Annotated in this window: 15 protein-coding genes; 10 read left to right on the plus strand and 5 right to left on the minus strand. The window is 74.0% G+C overall.

The features are described from left to right. The first annotated feature begins 124 nt into the window (after positions 1-124). The gene (locus DNK56_RS16835) at positions 125-1,486 is read left to right on the plus strand and encodes an NAD(P)/FAD-dependent oxidoreductase (protein ID WP_111334890.1); all 1,362 of its coding nucleotides are present in this window, start codon (positions 125-127) and stop codon (positions 1,484-1,486) included. A 24-nt stretch (positions 1,487-1,510) separates the two neighbouring features. Here the strand turns inward: DNK56_RS16835 and meaB are convergent, their stop codons facing one another. The 3 genes from meaB to DNK56_RS16850 are packed head-to-tail and all read right to left on the minus strand — an operon-like array spanning position 1,511 to position 6,578. After that, positions 1,511-2,509: a methylmalonyl Co-A mutase-associated GTPase MeaB gene (gene meaB / locus DNK56_RS16840; protein WP_111334892.1), complete on the minus strand. Its 999-nt coding sequence runs from the start codon at positions 2,507-2,509 to the stop codon at positions 1,511-1,513. A gap of 11 nt (positions 2,510-2,520) precedes the next feature. Then, entirely contained in the window at positions 2,521-4,722 is a 2,202-nt protein-coding gene (gene scpA / locus DNK56_RS16845; protein WP_111334894.1) for a methylmalonyl-CoA mutase, read from the minus strand. Continuing rightward, positions 4,722-6,578, minus strand: coding sequence for a methylmalonyl-CoA mutase family protein (locus DNK56_RS16850; protein ID WP_111334896.1), 1,857 nt, complete (start codon positions 6,576-6,578; stop codon positions 4,722-4,724). The genes scpA and DNK56_RS16850 overlap by 1 nt, the downstream gene beginning before the upstream one ends. Positions 6,579-6,772: 194 nt before the next feature. Between DNK56_RS16850 and DNK56_RS16855 the strand changes: the two genes are divergently transcribed. The 5 genes from DNK56_RS16855 to DNK56_RS16875 all read left to right on the plus strand — a co-directional run bounded on the left by DNK56_RS16855 (position 6,773) and on the right by DNK56_RS16875 (position 10,134). Then, entirely contained in the window at positions 6,773-7,201 is a 429-nt protein-coding gene (locus DNK56_RS16855) for a DUF6325 family protein (protein ID WP_241989905.1), read from the plus strand. Between the two features lie 50 nt (positions 7,202-7,251). Then, the gene (locus DNK56_RS16860) at positions 7,252-7,542 is read left to right on the plus strand and encodes an SHOCT domain-containing protein (protein WP_111334900.1); all 291 of its coding nucleotides are present in this window, start codon (positions 7,252-7,254) and stop codon (positions 7,540-7,542) included. Positions 7,543-7,689: 147 nt separating this feature from the next. Further along, positions 7,690-8,493: a tyrosine-protein phosphatase gene (locus DNK56_RS16865; RefSeq protein ID WP_111334902.1), complete on the plus strand. Its 804-nt coding sequence runs from the start codon at positions 7,690-7,692 to the stop codon at positions 8,491-8,493. A gap of 106 nt (positions 8,494-8,599) precedes the next feature. After that, the gene (locus DNK56_RS16870; RefSeq protein WP_111334904.1) at positions 8,600-9,583 is read left to right on the plus strand and encodes a hypothetical protein; all 984 of its coding nucleotides are present in this window, start codon (positions 8,600-8,602) and stop codon (positions 9,581-9,583) included. A gap of 59 nt (positions 9,584-9,642) precedes the next feature. Beyond that, entirely contained in the window at positions 9,643-10,134 is a 492-nt protein-coding gene (locus DNK56_RS16875; protein ID WP_199563737.1) for a GNAT family N-acetyltransferase, read from the plus strand. Between the two features lie 19 nt (positions 10,135-10,153). Here the strand turns inward: DNK56_RS16875 and DNK56_RS16880 are convergent, their stop codons facing one another. Next, positions 10,154-10,966, minus strand: a complete 813-nt coding sequence (locus tag DNK56_RS16880; protein ID WP_111334906.1) for a VOC family protein — start codon at positions 10,964-10,966, stop codon at positions 10,154-10,156. A gap of 133 nt (positions 10,967-11,099) precedes the next feature. Further along, complete coding sequence (locus DNK56_RS16885) at positions 11,100-11,432, minus strand: DUF6479 family protein (protein WP_111334908.1); 333 nt, start codon at positions 11,430-11,432, stop codon at positions 11,100-11,102. 209 nt (positions 11,433-11,641) lie between these two features. On the opposite strand from DNK56_RS16885, the gene DNK56_RS16890 reads away from it, so the two are divergent. From DNK56_RS16890 to DNK56_RS16905, 4 genes are all read left to right on the plus strand, one after another. Further along, positions 11,642-12,034: a hypothetical protein gene (locus DNK56_RS16890; RefSeq protein ID WP_111334910.1), complete on the plus strand. Its 393-nt coding sequence runs from the start codon at positions 11,642-11,644 to the stop codon at positions 12,032-12,034. 107 nt (positions 12,035-12,141) lie between these two features. Beyond that, positions 12,142-12,696, plus strand: a complete 555-nt coding sequence (locus DNK56_RS16895) for a 2Fe-2S iron-sulfur cluster-binding protein (RefSeq protein WP_241989970.1) — start codon at positions 12,142-12,144, stop codon at positions 12,694-12,696. After that, entirely contained in the window at positions 12,693-13,679 is a 987-nt protein-coding gene (locus DNK56_RS16900) for an FAD binding domain-containing protein (protein WP_111334914.1), read from the plus strand. The genes DNK56_RS16895 and DNK56_RS16900 overlap by 4 nt, the downstream gene beginning before the upstream one ends. A 17-nt stretch (positions 13,680-13,696) precedes the next feature. Further along, positions 13,697-15,796: a xanthine dehydrogenase family protein molybdopterin-binding subunit gene (locus DNK56_RS16905; RefSeq protein ID WP_111334916.1), complete on the plus strand. Its 2,100-nt coding sequence runs from the start codon at positions 13,697-13,699 to the stop codon at positions 15,794-15,796. Positions 15,797-15,882 lie beyond the last annotated feature (86 nt).

Genomic DNA, 15,882 nt, shown 5'->3' on the forward strand with positions numbered 1-15,882 from the left:
GTCGTCCGTTCTGCCTTCCCAGCAGGCGCACTCGCTCCCCGGTCGTGAAGATGAGAGGTGACGGGCGCGTGTGACGGGGCAGGCGAACGGACGACCGTGCAGACCCCCAGAAGGGACGATCACTGTGGCACGACCCAGGATTCTCGTAGTCGGAGCCGGGTTCGCCGGCGTCGAGTGCGTACGCCGTCTGGAGCGGCGGCTGCGGCCCGGTGAAGCGGACATCGCGCTCGTCGCCCCCTTCTCGTACCAGCTCTACCTGCCGCTGCTGCCCCAGGTGGCGTCCGGGGTGCTGACCCCGCAGTCCGTCGCCGTGTCGCTGCGCCGCAGCAGCCGCCACCGCACCCGGATCATCCCCGGCGGGGCCATCGGCGTGGACCCGCGGGCGAAGGTCTGCGTGGTCCGCAAGATCACCGACGAGATCGTCGACGAGCGCTACGACCACCTCGTCCTCAGCCCCGGCAGCGTCACCCGGACCTTCGACATCCCCGGCCTCCTCGACCACGCGCGAGGCATGAAGACCCTGGCCGGGGCCGCCTACGTACGCGACCACGTCATCGCCCAGCTCGACCTCGCCGACGCCAGCCACGACGAGCGGGAGCGCGCCTCCCGGCTCCAGTTCGTCGTGGTCGGCGGCGGCTACGCCGGCACCGAGACCGCGGCCTGCCTTCAGCGCCTCACCAGCAACGCGCTGCGGCACTACCCCCGCCTCGACCCGAAGCTCGTCAAGTGGCACCTCATCGACATCGCGCCCAGGCTCATGCCGGAGCTGGGCGACAAGCTCGGCGCCAGCGCCCTGAAGGTGCTGCGCGACCGGGGCATCGAGGTGTCGCTCGGCGTGTCGATCGCCGAGGCCGGGGCCGAGACCGTGACGTTCACCGACGGCCGGGTGCTGCCCTGCCGGACCCTGATCTGGACCGCGGGGGTCGCCGCCAGCCCGCTGGTCGGCACCTTCGACGCGGAGACCGTGAAGGGCCGGCTCGCCGTGACCGCCGAGATGACGCTGCCCGGCCACGACGGCATCTTCGCGCTCGGCGACGTCGCCGCCGTGCCCGACCTGGCCAAGGGCGACGGCGCGGTCTGCCCGCCCACCGCCCAGCACGCGATGCGCCAGGGCCGCAAGCTCGCCGACAACCTGCTCGCGAAGCTGCGCGGCCGGCCCATGGAGCCCTACGTCCACCACGACCTCGGGCTCGTCGTGGACCTCGGCGGCAAGGACGCCGTCTCCAGGCCCCTGGGCATCGAGATGCACGGCATCGGCGCCCAGGCCGTCGCCCGCGGCTACCACTGGACGGCGCTGCGCACCAACGTCGCCAAGGCCCGCGTCATGGCGAACTGGCTGATCAACGCCGCCGCCGGCGACGACTTCGTCCGCACCGGCTTCCAGACGCGCAAACCGGCGACCCTGCGGGACTTCGAGTACACCGACAGCTATCTCACCCCGGAACAGGTCCGCAAGCACACCGCCGCCCTGCACACCCGGATGTGAGCGGGCGGCGGCCCGCCCGGCGGCTCAGCCCGCCGGGCCGGCCCCCCGGAACGCGGCGAGGATCTTCTCGGCGGCCAGCGTCGCCGGGAGCGTCCCCTCCCGCACCCGCCGCTCCAGCTCCGGCGCCAGCGCCCGCACCCCGGCATGGCCGCGCAGGCTCTCCAGCAGCTCCTCGCGCACCATCGTCCAGGTCCAGTCCACCTGCTGCTCGCTGCGCTTGGCGGCGAGCCGGCCCGTGGACTCCAGCAGCGTCCGGTGCTGCTCCAGGCGTTCCCACAACGCGTCCAGACCGGTCGACTCGCGCGCGCTGCACGTCAGCACCGGCGGGGTCCACGCCGCGTCCGGCGCGTGCATCAGCCGCAGCGCGCCCGCCAGTTCGCGGGCGGCGGCCCGCGCGTCGCGTTCGTGCGGGCCGTCCGCCTTGTTGACGGCGATGGCGTCCGCCAGTTCCAGGACGCCCTTCTTGATGCCCTGCAGCTGGTCGCCGGTCCGGGCCAGGGTCAGCAGCAGAAACGTGTCGACCATGTTGGCGACCGCCGTCTCCGACTGGCCGACCCCGACCGTCTCCACCAGCACCACGTCGTAGCCCGCCGCCTCCATCACCACGATGGACTCGCGGGTCGCCTTCGCCACCCCGCCCAGCGTGCCCGCGGTGGGGGAGGGGCGCACGAACGCCGCCGGGTCCACCGCCAGCCGCTCCATCCGGGTCTTGTCGCCCAGGATGGAACCGCCGGTCCGGCTGGACGACGGATCGACCGCCAGCACCGCCACCCGGTGCCCGAGCCCGGTGAGCATGGTGCCGAGCGCGTCGATGAACGTCGACTTGCCGACACCGGGCACCCCGCTGACGCCGACGCGCCGGGCCCGGCCCGAGTGCGGCAGCAGCCGGCGCAGCAGCTCCTGCGCCAGGGCCCGGTGGTCGGGCCGGGTGGACTCGACGAGGGTGATGGCGCGCGCGATGTGCGCGCGCCTCCCGTCGAGGACGCCCTTCACATAACTGTCGAGATCGATCCCCGGGGCCATCGCTCAGCGGCTCACAGCTCGTGGCCGAGAGCGGAACCGAGCCGCGTCACCAAGTCGTGGGCCGCCTCCGGGATCACTGTGCCGGGCGGGAAAACGGCCGCGGCGCCCGCCTCCAGGAGCGCGTCGACGTCCTGCGGCGGAATGACCCCGCCGACCACGATCATGATGTCCTCGCGCCCCTCGGCGGCCAGCTCCTCGCGGAGCGCCGGGACGAGCGTGAGGTGACCGGCGGCCAGCGACGAGACGCCCACGATGTGCACGTCCGCCTCGACCGCCTGCCGGGCGACCTCGCCCGGCGTCTGGAACAGCGGGCCGACGTCCACGTCGAAGCCCAGGTCGGCGAAGGCGGTCGCGATCACCTTCTGCCCCCGGTCGTGCCCGTCCTGGCCCATCTTGGCGACCAGGATGCGCGGACGGCGCCCCTCCGCCTCCTCGAACGCGTCGACCAGCGCGCGGGTGCGGTCCACGGACGGCGACTCCCCTGCCTCGTTGCGGTACACACCGGAGATCGTACGGATCTGGCCCGCGTGCCGGCCGTACACCTTCTCCAGGGCGTCCGAGATCTCGCCCACGGTGGCCATCGCACGGGCCGCGTCCACCGCCAGCGCCAGCAGATTGCCGTCCAGTCCGGGGCCCGGCTCCCGCCCGGCCGCCTCGGTCAGCGCGCGCAGCGCGTCCCGGCAGGCCGTCTCGTCGCGCTCCTCGCGCAGCCGCCGCAGCTTCTCGATCTGCTGGGCGCGCACCGAGGAGTTGTCCACCTTGAGCACATCGATCCGCTCATCGGTCTCGACCCGGTACTTGTTGACGCCGATCACCGGCTGCCGGCCGGAGTCGATGCGCGCCTGGGTGCGGGCGGCGGCCTCCTCGATGCGCAGCTTCGGGATGCCCGCGTCGATGGCCTTGGCCATGCCGCCGGCCGCCTCGACCTCCTCGATGTGCTGCCAGGCCCGCCGCGCGAGGTCGTACGTCAGCTTCTCCACGTACGCGCTGCCGCCCCACGGGTCGATGACCCGGCCGGTGCCGGACTCCTGCTGGAGCAGCAGCTGGGTGTTGCGGGCGATGCGCGCCGAGAAGTCGGTGGGCAGGGCCAGCGCCTCGTCCAGGGCGTTGGTGTGCAGCGACTGGGTGTGGCCCTGGGTGGCGGCCATCGCCTCCACACAGGTGCGGGTGACGTTGTTGAACACGTCCTGCGCGGTCAGCGACCAGCCGGAGGTCTGCGAGTGGGTGCGCAGCGACAGCGACTTCGCGTTCTTCGGCTCGAACTGCTGCACGAGCTTGGCCCAGAGGAGCCGGGCGGCGCGCAGCTTCGCGATCTCCATGAAGAAGTTCATGCCGATCGCCCAGAAGAATGACAGCCGGGGCGCGAACGCGTCCACGTCGAGCCCCGCGGCCCGTCCGGCGCGCAGGTACTCCACCCCGTCCGCCAGGGTGTACGCCAGCTCCAGATCGGCCGTCGCCCCGGCCTCCTGGATGTGGTAGCCGGAGATGGAGATCGAGTTGTAGCGCGGCATCTTCCGCGAGGTGTACGAGAAGATGTCGGAGATGATCCGCATCGACGGCTTCGGCGGATAGATGTAGGTGTTGCGGACCATGAACTCCTTCAGAATGTCGTTCTGAATGGTCCCGGCCAGCTTTTCCGGCGGTACGCCCTGTTCCTCGGCGGCCACGATGTACAGCGCGAGGACCGGCAGCACGGCGCCGTTCATCGTCATCGACACCGACATCCGGTCCAGCGGAATGCCGTCGAACAGCCGGCGCATGTCGTAGATCGAGTCGATCGCCACACCCGCCATGCCGACGTCGCCCGTCACCCGGGGGTGGTCGCTGTCGTAACCGCGGTGCGTCGGCAGGTCGAACGCGACCGACAGGCCCTTCTGCCCGGCCGCCAGATTGCGCCGGTAGAAGGCGTTGGACTCCTCGGCGGTGGAGAAACCCGCGTACTGCCGGATCGTCCAGGGCTGATTGACGTACATCGTCGGGTACGGGCCCCGCAGATACGGGGCGATGCCCGGATACGTGCCCAGGAAGTCGAGCCCCTCCAGGTCCCGGCCGGTGTACAGCGGCTTGACCGCGATGCCTTCGGGGGTCTCCCACACCAGGTCCGCCGCCGAGCCGCCGGAGGACTCCTTGACCGCGGCGCGCCACTGGTCCTCGGTGACCTCGGGAGAGCCGTCCGGCCCGAGCCCGATGTCGGAGAAGTCGGGGATACGCATTACGCCACACCCATCCGGTCGAGAAGGGAAGAGAGCACGGCCACCGCGTCGCAGCCGGCGAAGACGTACTCGTCGACACCGTCGTACGCGCCGGGCCGCCCCGCCAGATACACGCGCCGCGCGCCCGCCGCGACCAGCGCCGCCGCCACCGGCTCCGCCTGTTCGGCGTAGAGCGCGTCACCGGAGCACAGGCACGCCACGTCCGTCCCCGAGGCGGCGAACGCCGCGGCCACCGACGACGCGTCCACCCGCACCGGCTCGTGCACCGGTTCGATGCCGCCCGCCCGGAACAGGTTCGCGGCGAAGGAGGCCCGCGCGGTGTGGGCCGCCGCCGGGCCGAGCGCGGCGATGAACACCCGGGGCCGGGCGCCGGTCGCCGCCAGATGCGCGTCCGACCGGACCCGCAGCGCCTCGAACTCCTCGTCGCGTCGCACGACCGGCAGACCGCGCCGGGCCGGTGTCCGCGGGTGGGGCTCGCGCTCCACCGTGCGCTCCGTCAGCAGCGGGAACTCGCTCACCCCGGTGACCGGTTCGCTGCGCCGCGCCAGGTCCTTCCTGCGCTCCGCCCAGGTCGCCGCGATCCGCTCCGCGATCATTCCCGAGCCGAGCGCCGCCGCCTGACCGCCGGCCCGCTCGATCTCCTGGAAGAACGCCCAGGCCGACGCCGCGAGTTCGTCGGTGAGCCGCTCCACGTACCAGGAGCCGCCCGCCGGGTCGACGACCCGCGCCAGATGCGATTCCTCCAGCAGGATCGTGGAGGTGTTGCGGGCGATGCGCCGGGCGAACGCGTCGGGCAGGCCCAGCGCGTGATCGAACGGCAGCACCGTGACCGCGTCGGCGCCGCCGACGCCCGCACCCAGGCTCGCCAGCGTGGTCCGCAGCATGTTCACCCACGGATCGCGCCGCGTCATCATCACCGGCGACGTCACGGCGTGCTGGCGCTGCGCACCCGCGCCGGGCGCCCCGCACACCTCGGCGACGCGGGCCCACAGCCGGCGCGCCGCCCGCGTCTTCGCGATCGTCAGGAACTGGTCGGCGGTCGCCGCGTACCGGAACTCCAGCTGCGCGCACGCCGCCTCGACACCGAGCCCGGCCTCCGTCAGCGCCCGCAGGTACGCGACGCCGGTGGCCAGCGACGCGCCCAGCTCCTGGGCCGCCGAGCCGCCCGCCTCGTGGTACGGCATCGCGTCCACGACGACGGCCCGCAGCGCGGGGTACTCCCCGGCGCACCGCAGCGCCCAGCGCACGGCGTCCGCCGGGTCCGCCGCGGTGCCCTCGCGGGCGGCCAGCCCGAACGGGTCGGCGCCCAGGCTGCCCCGCACCTGTCCGGCCGGGGTGCCGCGCAGTGTGTGCAGCCGCAGCAACTCGGCCGCCGCCGCGTCCAGTTCGGCGCCGGCGTCCAGGACGACGGGGGCCAGGTCGAGCAGGACGCCGTCGAGCGCCCGCTCCAGACCGGACACCGGTACGCCGCCGGCGCCCCCGACGGCCAGCCACAGCGAGGTGACGCCGTTCTCCAGGTCCGTGAGCACGGCCTCGTTGAGCCGGACGGGGTCGGTGCACGCGTGCCGCTGCCGTACGCCCCAGCCGGTCGCCGTACACCCCTCGGGCGTGCCGCCGCGGGTGAAGGGGGCGAACCCCGGAAGACCGGCATCGGGCGCGTCGTCGCGCGAGGTGTAGAGGGGGCGGGTGATGAGCCCGTCCTCCACCGTGGTGGACAGCGCTTCCTCGGCGGCCGGTCCCGACACGTCCTTGCCCGATTTGCGCAGCACACCCTCGACGAGGCTCTGCCACTGCTCATGGGCGGGGTCAGGGAATCCGGCGGCCAGCGAAAGCCCGTCAGCAGGCTGGACCGTCATGGCCCAGATGCTAGGGCAGCTCCCGGCGGAGCAGCAGCGCGTCGGCCTGTGACCTTGCCCTCCCCCAGCGCGCTTGATCCTTTACGTACTGTCGCGTAGCAACGCCCGACGCTCTGTACCGATTCGCCACAGTGCGCTACGGAATACCCAAAGTTATGCTGCTGCCAATCCATTCATCCGGAGAGGACGCGCCCGTGACCGTGGGACCAGTGGAGTACCTCGTCGTCGCCTTTCCCGGCAGCCGGTTCACGGGTGCCATCGCGCCGGCACTGGCCGACGCGGTCGCCTCGAAGGCGGTCCGCATCCTGGATCTGACCTTCGTGCAGCGGGCCGACGACGGCACGATCGAGGCCGTCGAACTGGATGATCTCGACCCCGACGACCTGGTCTCCTTCGAGCCGGTGGAGGGCGAGGTCAGCGGCATGCTGAGCAGTGAGGACATCCGGATGCTGGGCGAGCGCGTGCCGCCGGGCAGCTCCGCCGCGCTCATCGTGTGGGAGGACCTCTGGGCGGTCCCGCTCACCGAGGCCGTCCGCGCCTCGGGCGGCCAGGTCGTCGCCCACGAACGGATTCCCGCGGCGGTCGCCGAGGCGGCCGCCTCCGCCGCCGGCCACCACGGCTGACGCCCGCACCGGAAGGGGAACACACCATGCCGATCTTCCGAGGCCCCGGAATGAACCGCCGCGGACCCGGCCTCATCGGGGCCGCCGCGCGCACCGCCGTCATCGCCGGCACCGCGTCCGCCGTCTCCGGCCGCGTCCAGCAGCACCAGCAGAACCGGTTCGCCGAGCAGGAGGCGCAGCGCGAGGTCCCGCAGCCCGCGCCCCCGGCCGCCGCACCGCCGGCCGCCGCGCCCGGCGACGACCTGATCGGGCAGCTGGAAAGGCTCGCCGCCCTCAAGCAGCAGGGCATTCTCACCGACGCGGAATTCGAGGCCCAGAAGGCACGGCTGCTCGCGGGGTGAGTCCGCGGCCGCTCCGCGATTCCGCACCGGCGTGCCCGATCGGTGATCACCGGCGTTTTACTTTGTCGATGTGACGACATCATGCGACTTTGATCCGGCCAGGCCGAAATCAATTCGGACGCGTGCCGGGAAATGAGGAAATCCATCGTGCACACCGTCAGGGCCGTCCCGACCGTTTCCGCCCTCAATCTGCGCGATCTGGGAGGCATTCCCCTGGGCCCCGGCCGGCAGGTCCGCCGGGGCGTGGTGCTGCGCTCCGGCCGGCTCGGCGGCCTCGACCCGGTGGACGCGGCGGCCGTGGCCGCGCTCGGCATCCGCACGGTCGTCGATCTGCGGACCGCCGACGAACGCTCCGCCGCCCCGGACGCCCTGCCGCCCGGCTCCCGCCTCTTCGTCGCCGACGTCCTGGGGGACAACCCCGGCGTCACCCCCGCCCGCTTCCGGGCCCTGCTCGCCGACCCCGTCGAGGCGGAACGCCTGCTGGGCGACGGCAAGGCGGAGGAAGCGGTCGCGCGGTCGTACCGCCAACTGGTCCTCTCGGCCGGAGCCGCCGCCGCCTACCGGGCCCTCCTGGACACGCTCGCCGATCCCGCCGCGCGGCCGGTGCTCTTCCACTGCGCGACCGGCAAGGACCGGGCCGGCTGGGCGGCCGCCCTGCTGCTCCTGCTCCTCGGGGCGTCGCGGGACGTCGTACGCCGGGAGTTCCTCGCGGTGAACCCGGTCCTGCGAGCCGCCGGCCGCCCGTATGCGCAGGGCTTCCTGGACGCCGGCGGCGACCCGGAGATCGCCGCCGCGATCACCGAGGTGCGCCCGCGCTACCTCGATACGGCGCTGGACGCCATGGACGAGCGCTGGGGCGGCCTGGACGGCTATGTGCGCGACTGCCTGCGCGTCCCCGGTCCCGTGCTGCGGCGGCTGCGCGGCGAACTGGTCGTCTACGCCGGCGCGTAACGGCACCCGCGCTTCTCGCTCCCGCTGCGCCCCGGACTGTTGACAACATACCCCCAGGGGGTATGTTGTGGGTGTACCGAGAAGCCGCGTTCCCGAGGAGAGCGTCATGAACAACGGACTGAAGACCACCGCATTCGCCGCCGCGCTCGCCGCGACCTTCGGCATCGCCTACGGGGTGGGCGGCGGCATCGGCCCGGTCGGGACCGCGGCCGCCCAGCCCGCCGCCGGCCACGGCAAGAGCCACGGCGGCGGCGCGGAGCACGCGGGGCACGGCGCGAACGCGGCCGCCGCGGCCCCCGGCGGGCTCCAGGTGTCGGACGGCGGCTACACCCTCGACCTGCGCACCCCGGCCGTCGAGGCCGGCGACCGTACCGCGCTCCGGTTCGCCGTCCTGGACGACGCCACCGGCCGCCCCCTCACCGCCTACCAGCGCGAACACGGCAAGGAACTCCACCTCATCCTCGCCTCGCACGACCTGACGACCTACCGGCACCTGCACCCGGAGCGCGGCGCGGACGGCGTCTGGTCGGTCACCGCCGCACTCCCGGAGGCCGGTGACTACCGGGTGTTCGCCGACTTCACGCCCGAGGCGGAGGGCGCCCGCAACCTCACCCTGGGCGCCGACCTGGCCGTCGCCGGGCACTACCGGCCCAAGGCGCTGCCGGCCGCGAGCACCACCACCACGACGGACGGCTACCGCGTCACCCTGGACGGCACCCCCGTGCCGGGCCGCGAGCGCGAGCTCACCCTGACCGTCAGCCGCGACGGCAAGCCCGTCACCGACCTCCAGCCCTACCTGGGCGCCTACGGGCACCTCGTCGCCCTGCGCGCGGGCGACCTCGCCTACCTGCACGTCCACCCCGAGGAGGGCGGCCCCGGCCCCTCGGTCTCGTTCGCCGCGACGGCCCCGAGCGCGGGCACGTACCGGCTGTTCCTGGACTTCCGCCACGGCGGCAAGGTGCACACCGCCGCGTTCACCGTCACCACCGGCCGGCAGGCGCCGCAGCCGGAAGCCGCGAAGCCGCAGGACCCGAAGCCGGAGACCGGGAAGCCGGAGACCGGGACGTCGGAAGCCGCGCACACCCACTGATGGCGGCGAGAGCCACGCCGGCGGTCGGGGCACCGCGCGGCGTACGTAATACTCGCTCCATGAGATCAAGCGTTACGCCGGCGGGCCGCCGGGCGTCCGGCGGTCCGGTCCGCGTCCGGCGGGCGACCGCGCGCGACGCCAAGCGCCTCACCCGGCTGGTCCGCTCCTCGCGCGCCTACGAGGGCCACTACGCGCCGATGGTCGCCGGATACCGGGTCGGGCCGGACTACATCGAGGCCCATCAGGTGTTCGCGGCCGTGCGGGAGGCGACGGACCAGGTGCTCGGGTTCTACTCGCTGATCCTGGAGCCGCCCGAGCTGGACCTGCTCTTCGTCGCCGACGAGGCCCAGGGCACCGGCACCGGCAGGCTGCTCGTCGGACATCTGCGCCGCGAGGCCGGAGCCCGCGGACTGCCCGGTGTGCGCGTCGTCTCGCATCCGCCGGCCGAGGGCTTCTACCTGAACATGGGCGCGCGGCGGACCGGAACCGTACGGGCCGCGCCCCCCGCGGTGATGTGGGACCGGCCCGAACTGTGCCTGCCCGTGCCCTGACGGGCACCCGGCGCGCCGCTCAGGGCGCGCGATGCAGGTCGGTCACGGTGAACAGACCGCCGTCCGGGTCCAGGAGCGTCGCCTCCCGGCCCTCCTGATGCGTCAACTCCTCCACGAGCGAGCCCCCGTGCGCGCGCGCCCGCTCCACGGCGAGCGCCACGTCGTCCACCGGGAAGTTGACCTGCCAGTGCGGCCGGACCAGCGGATCGGGGGCGGCCTCGACCGCGCCGGAGCTGATCCGGGCCAGTTGACGCCCCCCGCAGCACACGACGACCTCGTCCTTGGCGTACGCCACCTCGCAGGCGCCCGGCAGCCCGCTCGCCCAGTCCAGCACCTCGCCGTAGAAGATCGCGGCGTCGAAGGCGCTCCGGGTGCGCAGCCGCAGCCAGGCGTGGGCGTGGCCCGCCGGGGCCGGGGGAGACGTCGCCGGTTCGGTCCGCTCCCAGATGCCGAAGCCCGCCCCGTCCCGGTCGGCGGCCAGCGCACCGCGCCCCTTGCCCAGCGTCAGCGGCCCCACCGCCACCGTGCCGCTGCGTTCCCGGATGCGGGCGGCGGCCACATCGGCGTCCCGGACGGCGAAGTACGGGGTCCAGGCGACCGCGACGCGGAACGCGGTGGCCACCGCGCCGATGCCGGCGACCGGCACATCGCCCAGGCGGGCCACCGCGAAGTCCTGGCCGAGCCGGCCCGTGCGGAACGACCAGCCCATCACCGGGCCGTAGAACGCCTGGGCGGACTCCAGGTCGCGGGTCATCAGATTGACCCAGCACGGAGCCGCGGACCCGGTCAGGGCCGCGCGGGCGGGCGCCGTGCCGGAGGTGCTTGGGGTCATGGTGCTTACTGCCTTCATCGGGGGTGCGGCAGAGGTGCCGGCGGCCCTCGGGGGCCGTCAACCAGCCTCACCGGGGGCGGCCGCTCCCGCAACACACGCACCACCCGCCCCGCCCGCCCCGGCGCGGCGCGGGTCAGTCCCGCTTGTCGTCGTCCTCGTGGCGGATCGGCTCGTTGCCGCGCTCACCCAGCTCGTACGGGGACAGGCCCCGGCCGTCGGCCGGGAAGCGGTCGTCGCCGTGGACGTCCGGCTGCTCCTCGTGGCTGCGGTGGGCGGGGCCGACGGGCTGCTCGTCCGGCCGGGGCGGGGGCAGTTCCTGGTCGTGCCGTCGCTTGCCCAGAATGAAGGCGCCGATCAGCAAGAGCACCAGGAGCACGCCGATCACACCCAGCACGACGCCCGTCGCACCGCGTCCGTCCGCGAGGGTGACCGCCAGGGAATTCAGGGCTCCATCCGAAACATCCATGATTGCCGGATACCCCGCTCGGAGGCCACCACTCGGGACGACGTTCGAATTCATGTTTTAAGTGGATATGGGTGCCGAAAATGTTTCGACCGGTGTGAGCCGGCTCGGGCCGGGCACCCGGGGGTGGGTCCGGGCCGCTCCTGTCGCAGCCGACCGCCGACGGGGTCAGCCTGGAGATGACGGCATTGCCCCCTTCGGAAGGAACCGCGGTGAACAGCGCACAGGACAAGCGGCAGGCCACGGAGGACCACCACGACCAGGAGGTGTCGGTCGTTCTCGGCGAGTGCCCCGAGGACGACGCGCGCACGGTCTTCGACGCGCTGCGGGCCGCCTTCACCACCGACCGCTCGTCGGCGGACGTGCCCCACGAGACCGCGGGCAGGCGGCCCACCGTGTGGACCGCGACCGTCGACGTCTCCGAGGCGCGGGTGATCTCCGGTTCCGTGCGCCTCGGCGGCCCCGTCACGCTCGACGTGCAGGGCGGCTACGGGGCGGTGGACCGGCTCCGCGCGGGCCTGGCCGACGCCTTCGCCGTCCGGGTCGTCGGCACGGTGTCGGGGGACCAGGAGGAGGAAGTGCGCCTGCGGCTGGACAACAAGTAGGCCGAACGCACGCGTGGGACGGCGACGGGACACCTGGCCGCAGTGCATGTCTGGTAGAAATCGGACAAAGTTCCCCGTGGAAAGGTGTCGCCGTGGACCCGACCAGTGTGTGGGAGGGCGCCGCCGGTGAATCCGGGCCCCCCGGCGACCTGCCCTCCGCCACCCTGACCCTGAACGTCAACGGCACCGCGCACACCCTCACCCTCGACCACCGCACCACCCTCCTGGACGCCCTGCGCCACCACCTGGACCTGACCGGGGCGAAGAAGGGCTGCGACCACGGCCAGTGCGGCGCCTGCACCGTCCTCGTCGACGGCCGCCGCGCCAACAGCTGCCTGCTCCTGGCCGTCGCCCACGACGGCGCCCGCGTCACCACGGTCGAGGGACTCGCCGGCGAGCGGCTGCACCCCCTCCAGGAGGCGTTCCTGGAGCGCGACGCGTTCCAGTGCGGCTACTGCACCCCCGGCCAGCTCTGCTCCGCCGCCGGCGTCCTCGCCGAGGCCGCCGCCGGCCACCCCTCCCACGCCACCCCGCACGACGCGCCGGTGAACGCGCCCGCGCGCCTGACCCCCGAGGAGATCCGCGAGCGGATGAGCGGCAACCTCTGCCGGTGCGGCGCCTACCCCCGGATCACCGAGGCGGTCCAGGACGTGGCGCCGTGAAACCCTTCGCCCATCTGCGCGCCGACACCGTCGCCGACGCCGTCCGCGCCTGCGCCGCCCACCCCGGAGCGAAGTTCCTCGGCGGCGGCACCAACCTGGTGGACCTGATGAAGCTCGGCGTGGAGACGCCCGGCCTGCTCGTCGACGTCAGCCGGCTGCCGCTCGACCGGGTCACGGACACCCCCGAGGGCGGGCTGCGCATCGGCGCCACCGTCCGCAACAGCGACCTGGCCGCCCACCCCGCCGTACGCACCCGCTACCCCGCCCTCTCGCAGGCCCTGCTCGCCGGCGCCTCCGGGCAGCTCCGCAACATCGCGACCACCGGCGGCAACCTCCTCCAGCGCACCCGCCGCCCCTACTTCCAGGACACCTCCAAGCCCTGCAACAAACGCGCTCCCGGCAGCGGCTGCCCCGCCCGGGAGGGCACCCACCGCGACCTCGCCGTCCTCGGCCACTCCGAGGAATGCGTCGCCACCCACCCCTCCGACATGGCCGTCGCCCTGGCCGCGCTCGACGCCGACGCCGTCCTCGAAGGACCGGAGGGCGAACGCACCGTGCCGGTGACCGCGTTCCACCGGCTGCCCGGCGACAACCCCGACGCCGACACCGTCGTCCGGCCCGGCGAACTCGTCACCGAGGTACTGCTGCCCCCACTGCCCGACGGCACGGTCAGCCTCTACCGCAAGGCCCGCGACCGCGCCTCCTACGCCTTCGCGCTCGCCTCCGTCGCCGCCGTCCTGCGCGTCCGCGACGGGCGCGTCGACCACGCCGCCCTGGCATTCGGCGGACTCGCCCACCGGCCCTGGCGGGCCCGCGCCGCCGAGGAGATCCTGCACGGCGCACCCGCCGACGACGCCACCTTCCTCCGGGCCGCCGACGCCGAACTCGCCGCCGCCCGCCCCCTGCGCGACAACGCCTTCAAGGTCCGCCTGGCCCGGCACCTGGCCGTGGACGCCCTCGCCGAACTCGCCGCCCGCACCTGATCACCGAGGACCCCGCCATGAGCCACGCCCCCCAGCCCCTGGGCGCGCCCGCCGTCCGCCGCGAGGGCGGCGCCAAGGTGACCGGCACCGCCCGCTACGCCGCCGAACGCGGTCTGCCCGGCTGCCTCTACGCCTGGCCCGTGCCCGCCTCCGTCCCGGCCGGCCGGGTCACCGCCGTACGCACCGTCGACGCCCTGGCCCAGCCCGGCGTCCACTGCGTGCTCACCCACGACAACGCGCCGCGCCTGGAGGAGCCGGACGACCCCATCCTGGCCGTCCTCCAGAACGACCGGGTGCCCCACCGGGGCTGGCCCGTCGCGCTCGTCGTCGCCGACAGCCTCGCCGCCGCCCGCGCGGGCGCCGACGCCCTGCACATCGCGTACGAGACCTCCCCGCACGACGTGCTCCTCACCGCGGACCACCCCGGCCTCTACACCCCCGAGAACGCCAACGGCGGCTACCCGGCCGTCCGCGAACGCGGCGACTTCGACCGCGCCTTCGCGGACGCGCCCGTACGCGTCGACGTGACGTACACGCTGGAGGCGCTGCACAACCACCCGATGGAGCCGCACGCCTCGACCGCCCACTGGTCGCCCGAGGGACACCTCACCGTGTGGGACTCCAGCCAGGGCGCCACCAAGGTGCGCGACAGCCTCGCCGCCGCCTTCGGGCTCACCGCCGACCAGGTCACCGCCGTCTCCGAGCACGTCGGCGGCGGCTTCGGCTCCAAGGGCACCCCGCGCCCCCAGGCCGTGCTCGCCGCGATGGCCGCGCTGCACACCGGCTGCCCCGTCGAACTCGCCCTGCCCCGGCGCCAGATGCCCGCCCTCGTCGGCCACCGCGCGCCCACCGTGCAGCGCGTCCGGCTCGGCGCCGAGCGGGACGGCACACTGACCGCCGTCGCCCAGGAGATCGTCACCCACACCTCCCGGGTCAAGGAGTTCGTGGAGCAGGCCGCCGTGCCCGCCCGCGTCATGTACGGCTCCCCTCACAGCCGGACCACCCACCGGGTCACCGCCCTGGACGTGCCCAGCCCCTCCTGGATGCGCGCCCCCGGCGAGGCGTCCGGCATGTACGCGCTGGAGTCCGCCATGGACGAACTCGCCGCCGAACTCTCCCTCGACCCCGTCGAACTGAGGCTGCGCAACGATCCCGCCGAGGAACCGGACTCCGGCAAACCCTTCAGCAGCCGCGGCCTGGCCGCCTGTCTGCGCGAGGGCGCCGCGCGCTTCGGCTGGCAGGACCGCGACCCCGCCCCCGGCAGCCGCCGCGAGGGCCCCCTGCTCCTCGGCACCGGGGTCGCCTCGGCCACGTACCCCGTCTACGCCGGTGCCTGCCACGCCTCCGCCCATGCCGACCCGGACGGCGGCCACCGGATCGCCGTCAACGCGACGGACATCGGCACCGGCGCCCGCACCGTCCTCGCCCAGATCGCCGCCCAGGCCCTCGGCGTACCGCTGGACGACGTGGCCATCGACATCGGCGACAGCGGCCTGCCCGACGCACCGCCGGCCGGCGGCTCCTCGGGCACCGCCTCCTGGGGCTGGGCCGTCCACAAGGCCGCCACCCGGCTGGCGGAACGGCTCGCCGCGCACACCGGACCCCTGCCCGCCGAGGGCCTGACCGTCACCGCGGACACCACCGAGGAGACCGCCGCGGAATCCCCGTACGCCCGCCACGCCTTCGGCGCCCACTTCGCGGAGGTCGCCGTGCACACCCGCACCGGCGAGGTGCGGGTGCGCCGCATGCTCGGCGTCTTCGCGGCCGGCCGCATCCTCAACCCCCGTACCGCACGCTCCCAGTTCATCGGCGGCATGACCATGGGCATCGGCATGGCCCTCACCGAGGGCTCCACCATGGACCCCGTCTTCGGCGACTTCACCGAATGCGACCTCGCCTCGTACCACGTGCCCGTCTGCGCCGACGTGGCCGCGATCGACGCGCACTGGATCGAGGAGGACGACCCCCACCTCAACCCCATGGGCAGCAAGGGCATCGGGGAGATCGGCATCGTCGGCGCCGCCGCCGCGATCGGCAACGCCTTCCGGCACGCCACCGGCGTCCGGCTGCGCACCCCGCCCCTCACCCCCGACCGGGTGCTCACCCGGCTGCCCTGACCACCCGGCGCGCCGGTCACCCGACCGCGCGAAAGCGCCGGTCACACCGGGTGCGCGGGCCGACATGTTGCGCGACCGGCCCAGCG

The organism is Streptomyces sp. AC1-42W (assembly GCF_003248355.1).
Classification (GTDB): domain Bacteria; phylum Actinomycetota; class Actinomycetes; order Streptomycetales; family Streptomycetaceae; genus Streptomyces.